At 73.9% G+C, this 9,144-nt stretch carries 9 protein-coding genes, 5 tRNA genes and 1 pseudogene; 7 read left to right on the top strand and 8 right to left on the bottom strand.

The window, feature by feature from the left end; translation table 11 throughout:
* Positions 1-261: 261 nt before the first annotated feature.
* The gene (locus ABZ842_RS12185) at positions 262-717 is read right to left on the bottom strand and encodes a hypothetical protein (RefSeq protein WP_361535900.1); all 456 of its coding nucleotides are present in this window, start codon (positions 715-717) and stop codon (positions 262-264) included.
* 198 nt (positions 718-915) lie between these two features.
* Here ABZ842_RS12185 and ABZ842_RS12180 point away from each other — a divergent pair, with 198 nt between their 5' ends.
* Positions 916-1,452, top strand: a complete 537-nt coding sequence (locus ABZ842_RS12180; protein WP_361535898.1) for a DsbA family protein — start codon at positions 916-918, stop codon at positions 1,450-1,452.
* 36 nt (positions 1,453-1,488) lie between these two features.
* On the opposite strand, the gene ABZ842_RS12175 is transcribed toward ABZ842_RS12180, so the two are convergent.
* Genes ABZ842_RS12175 through ABZ842_RS12165 form a run of 3 tightly spaced genes read right to left on the bottom strand, consistent with a single transcriptional unit; the run spans position 1,489 to position 4,331 of the window.
* Positions 1,489-2,337 carry a GNAT family N-acetyltransferase gene (locus tag ABZ842_RS12175; RefSeq protein ID WP_361535896.1) on the bottom strand — a complete coding sequence of 283 codons (849 nt, stop codon included), beginning with the start codon at positions 2,335-2,337 and terminating at the stop codon, positions 1,489-1,491.
* A gap of 57 nt (positions 2,338-2,394) precedes the next feature.
* Complete coding sequence (locus tag ABZ842_RS12170; protein WP_361535894.1) at positions 2,395-3,225, bottom strand: aminodeoxychorismate lyase; 831 nt, start codon at positions 3,223-3,225, stop codon at positions 2,395-2,397.
* Entirely contained in the window at positions 3,222-4,331 is a 1,110-nt protein-coding gene (locus ABZ842_RS12165; RefSeq protein WP_361535892.1) for a chorismate-binding protein, read from the bottom strand. Before ABZ842_RS12165 ends, ABZ842_RS12170 begins: the two co-directional genes overlap by 4 nt.
* Positions 4,332-4,486: 155 nt before the next feature.
* Between ABZ842_RS12165 and ABZ842_RS12160 the strand changes: the two genes are divergently transcribed.
* The 5 genes from ABZ842_RS12160 to ABZ842_RS12140 all read left to right on the top strand — a co-directional run bounded on the left by ABZ842_RS12160 (position 4,487) and on the right by ABZ842_RS12140 (position 4,968).
* Positions 4,487-4,559, top strand: a tRNA-Gly gene (locus ABZ842_RS12160).
* Positions 4,560-4,595: 36 nt separating this feature from the next.
* A tRNA-Cys gene (locus ABZ842_RS12155) sits at positions 4,596-4,669 on the top strand.
* Position 4,670: 1 nt separating this feature from the next.
* Positions 4,671-4,742: transfer RNA gene (locus ABZ842_RS12150), tRNA-Val, on the top strand.
* A 21-nt stretch (positions 4,743-4,763) separates the two neighbouring features.
* A tRNA-Val gene (locus ABZ842_RS12145) sits at positions 4,764-4,835 on the top strand.
* 61 nt (positions 4,836-4,896) lie between these two features.
* Positions 4,897-4,968 (top strand) — tRNA-Val (locus ABZ842_RS12140).
* A gap of 64 nt (positions 4,969-5,032) precedes the next feature.
* Here ABZ842_RS12140 and ABZ842_RS12135 read toward each other — a convergent pair.
* From ABZ842_RS12135 to ABZ842_RS12120, 4 genes and pseudogenes are all read right to left on the bottom strand, one after another.
* Positions 5,033-5,341: a zf-TFIIB domain-containing protein gene (locus ABZ842_RS12135; RefSeq protein WP_361535890.1), complete on the bottom strand. Its 309-nt coding sequence runs from the start codon at positions 5,339-5,341 to the stop codon at positions 5,033-5,035.
* A 107-nt stretch (positions 5,342-5,448) separates the two neighbouring features.
* Positions 5,449-6,417: an aminoglycoside phosphotransferase family protein gene (locus tag ABZ842_RS12130; protein ID WP_361535888.1), complete on the bottom strand. Its 969-nt coding sequence runs from the start codon at positions 6,415-6,417 to the stop codon at positions 5,449-5,451.
* Between the two features lie 277 nt (positions 6,418-6,694).
* Positions 6,695-6,895 carry a hypothetical protein gene (locus tag ABZ842_RS12125; RefSeq protein WP_361535886.1) on the bottom strand — a complete coding sequence of 67 codons (201 nt, stop codon included), beginning with the start codon at positions 6,893-6,895 and terminating at the stop codon, positions 6,695-6,697.
* Positions 6,896-7,287: 392 nt separating this feature from the next.
* Positions 7,288-7,506 (bottom strand): annotated as a pseudogene (locus ABZ842_RS12120) (hypothetical protein); the annotation flags it as partial.
* Positions 7,507-7,780: 274 nt separating this feature from the next.
* Between ABZ842_RS12120 and ABZ842_RS12115 the strand changes: the two are divergent.
* Positions 7,781-9,139, top strand: coding sequence for a protein kinase (locus ABZ842_RS12115; RefSeq protein ID WP_361535884.1), 1,359 nt, complete (start codon positions 7,781-7,783; stop codon positions 9,137-9,139).
* The last annotated feature ends 5 nt before the right edge of the window (positions 9,140-9,144 follow it).

The following is a 9,144-nucleotide window of genomic DNA, read 5'->3' as shown; positions in this document are numbered from 1 at the left end:
ATCAACAACAACCCCCAACTGCCATGGTCATTCCTCACCCACACCGGCCTGACCATCCACCCACCACACCCACCGAACTTACGAAAAGATCAGTAAGGCCGTGTCTGACAAATCCCGTCTGGGCCGCGGCACCCGGCACGCACACTCGCTGCGTTGTCGGGATCTTCCTCGTACGTCCAGTACGAGGAAGACCCTCCCCCTACGCCCGGAGGGCGTGGGAGGGACCCCCACCCTCACCCAGCCTGATCCATCAGAAGCCCCCTAGATGCCGTGCTTCTTCAAGATCGCTTCGATGTCGCTGAAGTCATCCGCGCCGCCCGCCTTCGGCGCCGACGCCGGCTTGGCGGCGGAGCGGCCGGCGGGGCGCGAGGCCGTGCCGAGCGAGGGCGCGGACGCGGCCGGAGCCACCGCCTCGCGGCCGGCCGCCTTCGCCGCCCTGCGCTCCTTGCGTCCCACGATGCCCTTGCGGCGCTCCACGGTCCGGGTGCCCAGGAACATCAGCCACGCGCCGCCCAACAGTCCGAAGCCCAGCCAGGCTGTGGGGCTGAAGGCGGTGTCGACGGCCCAGCCCACGGCGCCGGTGAGGACCAGGCCGAGGGGGATCAGCGAGTACGCGGCGATCCTGGCGGCGCTCAGGAAGCGCCTGCGGTACGCGGTGACGGCGGCGATGCCCAGGCCCGCCGCGGACGCCGCGGAACAAATGGTCTCGGCAATCATCCGGTCCTCCTGCTGGGGCGGGGCGTGCGCGGTTGCGCCCTTCCATCCTGCACCGACCCGGGTAGAACCGGCCACGGTGGGCGCAGGTCTCAGGGAGATCTCCGGGGCGCGCTCATCCCCAGGTCCCGGTCGGCGCCGCCGGCACGGGGCCCGCGGCCCGGTGCCGTGGCACGGGCGCCGGACTGGGAAACTGGTCCCATGAGCGACCTGACCCACTCCCCGACCGCCCCGCAGGACCCCGTCGTCCTCGACGTGTGGTGCGAGCTCCAGTGCCCCGACTGCCTGAGCGCCCTCGACGACCAGCGGGCGCTGCGGGAGCGCTACGGCGACCGGCTGGACGTACGCCTGCGGCACTTCCCGCTGGAGAAGCACCGGCACTCCTTCGCCGCGGCCCAGGCCGCCGAGGAGGCCGCGGTGCAGGGCGCGGGCCAGGCGTACGCGGAGGCGGTCCTGGCGCGGGTGCGGGACCTGGACCGCGGCGGCGAGCAGGTCCTGTTGGAGGTCGCCCGGGAACTGGGCCTGGACGTCGACGAGTTCGAGACCGCGCTCATCGACGGCCGGCACATCCTCGCCGTCGACGCGGACCACGCCGAGGGCAAGGCCATCGGCGTCACCGGCACCCCGACGTACGTCATCGGCGGGGAGCGCCTGGACGGCGGCAAGAGCCAAGAGGGCCTGCGCGCCCGCATCGAGGAGATCGCCGACCGGCTGCTGGCCGCCGGTCCCGCGGCCTGACGCGCCCGACGCCTGAGGCCCGGCACCGCCGGTGCGTCACCACAGCCGCTTCGCCCAGCGCACGACGGTCGTCCGGTAGCCGAGCGAGGCGTACAGGGCCCGGGCCGGTGCGTTGTCCACGTGGACGTACAGTCCGATCGAGGGCGCCCCGGTCGCCGTCGCCACGCGCTCGGCGTGCAGCATGAGGGCGCGCCCGTGGCCCCGGCCGCGGCGGTCGGCCGCGACCTCCACGTCGTACAGGTACGCCTCTTCCTGGCCGGGCGCCACCTCGCGCCGGCCGAGCAGCACGTGCCCGACGAGGCCCGGGCTCCCCTCGTCCCCGCCCGCTTCCAGGACGTCCAGCACCACCCCGGGCTCGGCGAGCAGGGACTCATGGGCGGCCTCGGACCGGGCGAGGGCGTCGGCCTCGGCGAATCCGTCGTGTTCCGTCAGGATCCGGGCGTGCGACGCGACGGCGACGGGCCGCCACCGGCGGATCTCCGCCTCGGTCATCGGCCGGGCGCGCAGCCCGGGTGCGAGGGCGGGCGGGGGCTCCGCGCCGAGGGCCTTGGCCATGCGGTGTCCGCGCTCCTCGTAGCCGAGCGCCGACACCAGCCGGGTCGCCGCGGTGGCGTCCGACGGCACCCAGACCTGGATCCGGTCGCAGCCCCAGCCGCGCAGCACTTCCTCGGCGGCGAGCGCGGCCACCGTCCCCCGGCCCCGCCGCCGGTCGGCCTCGTCGACGTGGAGCGAGCGGACCGCGCCGGTGCGCGGGCCCGGGGGCGGCTGGGCGGCGATCTCGACGCGGCCCGCGGGGCGGCCGTTGACACAGATCTCGTAGCGGCGCGACCGGGTGCCGTCCGCCTCGTCCGTGAGCGGCGTCACCGGCCGCAGGGTGGTGGTCATCGCAGGAGTCCTACCCCTGCTCCGCCCCTGCCCACGCTCCGCGGCCGGTGGCGGGCGTCACGACAGCCGCGGGTCGGGGTCCGCCTCCGCGCGCTCCGCGAAGATCCGCATGGCCTTGGTGGTCACCGGCCCGGGTGCGCCCGGCAGCGTACGGCCGTCGACGCGGTCGACCGCCTGCACGTCGCGCAGGCTGGAGGTCAGGAAGACCTCGTCGGCCCGCTCCAGCACGTCGAACGGCAGGTCGGTCTCGGTGGCGCCGGTCCAATGGACCGTCAGCGCCCGGGTGATGCCGGCGAGGCAGCCGGAGGAGACGGGCGGGGTGAGCAGTTCGCCGTCGACGACCACGAAGACGTTGGAGCCGGTGCCCTCGCAGAGCTGTCCGACGGTGTTGGCGAACAGCGCCTCGGACGCCCCCCGCTCGGCGGCGCGCGCGAGGGCGACGACGTTCTCCGCGTACGAGGTGGTCTTCAGGCCGGTCAGCGCACCGCGTTCGTTGCGCACCCAGGGCACGGTGATCGCGGCCGTGGTGTCGGGGCGTTCGGCGCTCGCGCCGACGGCGACGACCAGCGTCGGGCCGTCCGTGCCGCGGTCGGAGCCGAGCGGGGAGAGCCCGCCGGTGTACGTGATGCGCAGCCGGCCGCGTTCGACGGGGTTGGCCGCCAGGACCTCGGCGCAGGCGCGCCGGACCTCCTCGTGGTCCGGGTCGGGCAGACCGAGGCCGCGCGCGGAGCGGGTGAGCCGCTCCAGGTGGAGCGTGAGGGCGAAGGCCCGGCCGTGCTCGGCCTTCGCGGTCTCGAAGACGCCGTCGCCGACGGTCAGGCCGTGGTCGAGCACGGACACCCGGGCGTCCTCGACGTCCCGGAGCCCTCCGTTGACCCACACCTTCATCTGACTGGTCCTTCCACGCTGATCGCCGTACCGGGCCGGGGCCGGCTCCCGTGCGGGGTCCCGCTCCCCGGGCCCGACGCTATCGCGAGCAGCCGGGAAGCCTTCAGCTCGGTCTCGTCCCACTCCCGCTCGGGGTCGGAGCCCCAGGTGATTCCGGCCCCGGTGCCGAACCGCAGCACCGGGCCGGGACCGGTCCGGTCGATCCAGAAGGTGCGTATGCCGACGGCCAGCTCGCCGCGGCCCCGGTCGGCGTCGACCCAGCCGATGCCGCCGCAGTACGGGCCCCTCGGCGCGGTCTCCAGCGCGTCGATGATCCGCAGCGCGCTGGACTTGGGGGCGCCGGTGACGGAGCCGGGCGGGAAGGTGGCGTCGAGCAGGTCGCGCCAGCCGGCTCCGGGGCGCAGTTCGCCGCGTACGGTCGACACCAGGTGGACGAGGCCGGGGTGGGGCTCGACCGCGCACAGCTCGGGCACGGTCACGGAGCCGGTGGCGCAGACGCGGCCCAGGTCGTTGCGGACCAGGTCGACGATCATGACGTTCTCCGCGTGGTCCTTCTCCAACAGGTCCGCCGCCGTGCGCCCGGTCCCCTTGATCGGCCCCGAATCGACCGTGCCGCCGGTGCGGCGCAGGAACAGCTCGGGGGAGGCGGTGGCGATCTCCACGCCGTGTCCGGGCAGGCGAATCGTTCCGGCGAAGGGTGCGGGGTTGCCGCGCGCCAGCAGCGCCGTGAGTTCGTCGACGTCGGCCGGCGGCTGGTGGGGGCCGGGGTCCGGCAGCGGCGCCGACAGCACCCGGCAGAGGTTGGCCTGGTACACCTCGCCGGCCGCGATGTGCTCGCGGATGCGGCGCACACCGGCGACGTACGCGTCCCTCTCCAGCGAGGACGTCCAGTCCTCGGGGGCGGGGCCGCGCCAGCGCCCCGGCACGGGCGCCGGCACCGGCGCGGTGCGCACCTCCTGGAAGCGGGCGCAGGTCAGGCCGCCCTCGAAGTCCGCGGCGACGGCCCAGAAGCCCTGCGAGTCGAGGGCTTCGGGGTCGCTGGTGACGTCCCGGAGGCCGGTGGCGATCAGGTGCCCGAACCGGGCGAGGGGAGGGAGGTGCTGCACGTTGTCGAGTCTATGACCGGCGGGAACGGGGTCCGCCGGGCGGCTGCGGCCCGAACACAGGTCAGCACGCTGCGGAAACGCGTTTTTGTGCTGGCCCGGGAATCCGCTAGAGTTCAACACGTCGCCGGGACGCGCAAGCGGCCCGAAAACGACAGGCGGACGTGGCTCAGTTGGTAGAGCATCACCTTGCCAAGGTGAGGGTCGCGAGTTCGAATCTCGTCGTCCGCTCGAAGTGGGGGATCCTTCCCGACCCCCCGCACTCCGGGTGGAGTGGCCGAGAGGCGAGGCAACGGCCTGCAAAGCCGTCTACACGGGTTCAAATCCCGTCTCCACCTCCAAGGACGATTAGCTCAGCGGGAGAGCGCTTCCCTGACACGGAAGAGGTCACTGGTTCAATCCCAGTATCGTCCACTGGATCCTGATGGATTCCCCGCGCGATTAGCTCAGCGGGAGAGCGCTTCCCTGACACGGAAGAGGTCACTGGTTCAATCCCAGTATCGCGCACGCGTCTGCACTGCTTTCGGTACGTGCACTGCCTCCGTGGGTTCGCTCGCGGTCGGTTCCCGCGCGATTAGCTCAGCGGGAGAGCGCTTCCCTGACACGGAAGAGGTCACTGGTTCAATCCCAGTATCGCGCACTGACGAAGACCCCCGGTCGCCTCTGCGGCCGGGGGTCTTCTCGTTCGCGCTACGCGCGGTGGGTCAGGAGGAGAAGAGCATCCGACCGAAGCCCCGCTGGTGGCGACCGTGGTGGCCGTGCGAGCCGTGGTGACCGTGGGAGCCGTGCTGCGGTGCGCCCCAGGCGGGCGCTGCCGGCGCGGCCGGGGGCGGGTAGGCGGCGGGCGGCGCCGCCGGCGGCGGGGCCTGCTGCGACCACTGGGCCTCCAGCCGGGTCAGGGCCTCCAACTCGCCGTAGTCGAGGAATATCCCCCGGCAGCCGCTGCACTGCTCGATCTGGACGCCGTTGCGGTTGTAGGTGTGCATCACCGCATGGCACTTGGGACACTGCATCGTCGGGCTCAGCTCCTCGCCGTCGTTCCTTCGCCACCGGAAGGCGCCCGGGCCGGGCGCTGGGGTGTGTCTTACGGATCTTGACAGACCCTGGTGACGGCAGCAGCCTACGACGTCCCGGCGGTTTCCAACTCCGGTGGGAGCACGGCGATTCGGACGCAGGCGTCGATCACCGCCGTGTCGACGTCGTCCGGTTCGCGCCGCTGGTCGGCCGCCTTCGCCAGTGCCAGGGCGGCGGTCTGCACGGTGAGGGCCCGGGCGGGCACGTCGAGCGCGGCCCAGGGTTCCGCGGCGTCGACGGCGGGGCCGCCGGCCGCCAGGTAGGCGCCGATGAACCGCTGCCACACCTCGGGGGCGAGCAGTCCGGTGGCGAACCAGGCCGCGGGGCGGGCCAGGTCCCAGGCCCGGTCGCCGACGCCGAGGTCGTCGACGTCGATCAGCACCCAGGGGCCGTCCGGCAGGGGGTGGCGCACGAGTTGGCCCAGGTGCAGATCGCCGTGGCAGAGCCCGCCGTGGCCGGGCGCCGGCCCTTCGTCCCTGGCCCAGGCGGGCAGTCGCGCCCAGGCCCGTTCGACGGCGGCGGCGCCCGGGTGGCGCACCGTCCGCCGCATCCGGGCGACGGCGCGCGCCGCCTTCGCGGGCCCGCGCATGGCGGGCAGCGGGCCGGGGAGGTCACCGGGGGCGACGGAGTGCAGCCGGGCGAGCAGGACGGCGGTCTCCTCCCAGGGCGCGGAGAGGGGATCGTCGGGGTCGACGGGGATGCCGTACGGCCAGACGCTGACGGGCCGCTCCCCCACCGGTCGTACGTCCGCGGGCAGCGGCAGCGGCGGGAGCAGGACCCGGTCGAGCCGGGGGTCGGCGGCGACCGCGAGCCGGGCGCGGTGCGCCGCGGGGTCGGTGTGCACGTCGTGGGCCTTGGCCACGGCGCGCCCGTGGCGTACGACGACGCCGTCGTCCCGCTGCGCCAGCAGTTGGGGACCTCGGGTGCAGTCGCGGCAGGCCGGGGCGGGCGGGCCCGTCGGGTGCGCGGCCAGCCGGGCGGCTTCGGCCAAGGCGTCGACGACGGCAGTGGTCACGGTCTCCCCCGGGGTGCGACGCCGTGCGCGGGACGGCGCGGCTGTGCGTGCGAGGGTACGCGCCGTGCACGAGGGCGTTGGCGGTGAGGTCCCAGGGCGCGAGAAGGGAGCGCCGGCAGGAAGCGGGGAGAGGCAGAAGAAAAACAGGGGGACAACGCGAAGGCCGGTCAGCTCCCCAGCTGACCGGCCACCGCTGCCGTCCGCCGCACCCCCGTCCCCACGGGGTTATGGCCGGATGTCCCCGGCCCGGACCGCTCTTCCGGGCCCGGGGCGCCGCTCAGCGCCCCAGCATCACGCCCACGGACGACGCTTGTGTCACTACTGCTTCCCAGCCTCCGAAGTAGAGCAGCAGTGCCGCCAGGGGAAGAGCCATGGCCGTGGCCACCAGGGGGTGGCGCTGGCCGGGGCGGCGGCGGAACGCGGTGGAAACCCTGCGCTCCTGCGTGCGGATCATGCTCCGCGGCGCTGTGTCCGCCATGGGTCCTCTCCTGTCGTGAGATAACAGCGGCGGGCGTCTGACCTCGGGGGACGAGTGCTGCACCCGCCGCTTGACCTCAACTTTAGGTTTCCGGAGGGGGTCGGACGTCATGCCCGCGTACCGATTGCCGGGCCTCCGAGAGGATGATCCGGGTGCTTTCGACGTACTCCCCTGGGTGGAGACGGAGGCCCCGGACCCCGGGGTTTCCCGGAGGGGTCGCTCCGTCCGGTTCGGGTGGCTCGCTGCGCCAACGGGGACAGTCATGCGGTCCCACCACGATCTTGGGGGCCCTTCTGCCCCCTTTCCTCCTTCTTTTCCCGCCCTTGCTTCGGCTCCCTCGCGCCCCTCGCCTCCCTGACCTCCTTCGAGGGCCCCGCCTCCGCCGGGTCGACGTCGTCCCGCGGGATGGGCTGCTCCACCAGGGCCAGCACCCGGGTGGCCATGAAGCGGGCGGTGCGCACCACGGCGCCGGTGCGGGTGACTTCGCTCACTTCCACCACCCCGCGGCGGACCGCGGTCTCCACTCGACGGCCTGCCCGGCTTGCCACGACTTCGTACGTACGCGTGCTGTCGCCCGCGTCCACCACTATCTCGACGCGATCACCTTTCACTGAGCCAATCCCCCTTCGGCCACGGTTCGTTGAGATCCCGCGCGGGCGGGGGGCCGTGGAACCCGGCTCCCCTGACCACCCTTCAAGTCTCCCACCGGGCACTGACAATCGATCGGGCCGCGAGGGCGCGGCCTCTGAGCGCACCGGGGCGGGGGTCCGTAAGCTGTGCGTCGTCAACACGGACGATCGGAGACCGGCCGGTCGGCGAACGGGGTGGGGCCACCCACCGTCAGATACGGGGTGGGGGCTCCCCACCATAGGCAGGGGACGGACCATGGCGATGATGCGGCTCCGGCGCGAGGACCCGCGTGTCGTCGGGTCGTTCCGTATCCACCGGCGGCTCGGCGCGGGCGGTATGGGCGTCGTCTATCTGGGCTCGGACCGGCGGGGGCAGCGCGTCGCGCTGAAGGTGATCCGGCCGGATCTCGCGGAGGACCGGGAGTTCCTGGCGCGCTTCGCCCGCGAGGTGTCGGCCGCCCGGCGCATCCGCGGCGGCTGCACGGCCCGGTTGGTGGCCGCGGACCTGGAGGCCGAGCGGCCGTGGTTCGCCACGCAGTACGTACCGGGCCCCTCTCTGCACGACAAGGTGAACGAAGAGGGCGTTCTGCCGGCCGCCGAGGTCGCGGCGATCGGCGCGGCGCTCTCGGAGGGGCTGGTCGCGGTGCACGAGGCCGGTGTGGTGCACCGGGACCTGAAGCCGTCGAACATCCTGCTCTCCCCCAAGGGCCCCCGGATCATCGACTTCGGCATCGCGTGGGCGACGGGCGCCAGCACCCTCACCCACGTGGGCACCGCCGTGGGCTCCCCCGGCTTCCTCGCGCCCGAGCAGGTCCGGGGCGTGGCGGTGACGCCGGCGACGGACGTGTTCTCGCTCGGCGCGACGCTGGTGTACGCGGCGACCGGCGACTCCCCCTTCGGGCTCGGCGGCTCCGAGGTGATGCTGTACCGGGTCGTCCACGAGGAGCCGCATCTGCACGGCGTGCCGGACGCGTTGGCCCCGTTGCTGCGGGCCTGTCTGGCGAAGGACCCGGAGGAGCGTCCGAGCACGCTCCAGCTCTCGATGCGGCTCAAGGAGATCGCGGCCCGGGAGGCGCAGGGTCCTTCGGAGGCCCGGGGTCCGCTGCTGCGGGAGCGGGCTGACGCGGACCGTCCCACGTCGCGTTACGCCGAGCGGCCGGACCAACCCCAGCGCACGGAACGGCTGGAGCACACGGAGCGGATGGAGCGCCCCGAGCGCGGCCGGGGCGAGCGGCGCACGGCGGGCGGCCAGGGCCCCCGCCCGCAACAGCCGTCCCGCACGGGCGGTTCGCGCACCGGTTCCCGTACCGGCGCTTCCCGTACTGACGGTTCGCGCACCGGCGGTTCGCGTACGGGGCCGTCCCGTACGGGTTCGTCGCAGGTGGTCGGCGCGGAGCGGGCCGGCGATCCGTCCCGCGGCTCCGAGCGCCCCCGCCCCTCGCGCGGCGGCGCCCCCTCCCGCAACACCGGGCGGCAGGGGCGGCGCCCCGGCGTCCGCGGCACGTCGACCGGTCGGCGCCCCGCCAATCCGAAGCTGCTGCGTCAGCGGATCATCGTCTTCTTCGTCGTCACGCTGATCGTGGCGCTGGGCATCGCGGCGGCCCAGCAGCTGTAGGTCGG

Origin of the sequence: Streptomyces sp. NPDC047315 (genome assembly GCF_040643215.1) — a bacterium.
GTDB lineage: Bacteria > Actinomycetota > Actinomycetes > Streptomycetales > Streptomycetaceae > Streptomyces.
Note: the sequence above shows the minus strand (reverse complement) of the source record. Positions and strands in the feature narration are given on the sequence as shown.

Excerpts from the sequence above, each read along its gene's own strand:
- ABZ842_RS12185 (WP_361535900.1), bottom strand. The coding sequence starts at position 717 with ATGATTGCCGAGACCATTTGTTCCGCGGCGTCCGCGGCGGGCCTGGGC.
- ABZ842_RS12180 (WP_361535898.1), top strand. The coding sequence starts at position 916 with ATGAGCGACCTGACCCACTCCCCGACCGCCCCGCAGGACCCCGTCGTC.
- ABZ842_RS12175 (WP_361535896.1), bottom strand. The coding sequence starts at position 2,337 with ATGACCACCACCCTGCGGCCGGTGACGCCGCTCACGGACGAGGCGGAC.
- ABZ842_RS12170 (WP_361535894.1), bottom strand. The coding sequence starts at position 3,225 with ATGAAGGTGTGGGTCAACGGAGGGCTCCGGGACGTCGAGGACGCCCGG.
- ABZ842_RS12135 (WP_361535890.1), bottom strand. The coding sequence starts at position 5,341 with ATGCAGTGTCCCAAGTGCCATGCGGTGATGCACACCTACAACCGCAAC.
- ABZ842_RS12125 (WP_361535886.1), bottom strand. The coding sequence starts at position 6,895 with ATGGCGGACACAGCGCCGCGGAGCATGATCCGCACGCAGGAGCGCAGG.
- ABZ842_RS12115 (WP_361535884.1), top strand. The coding sequence starts at position 7,781 with ATGGCGATGATGCGGCTCCGGCGCGAGGACCCGCGTGTCGTCGGGTCG.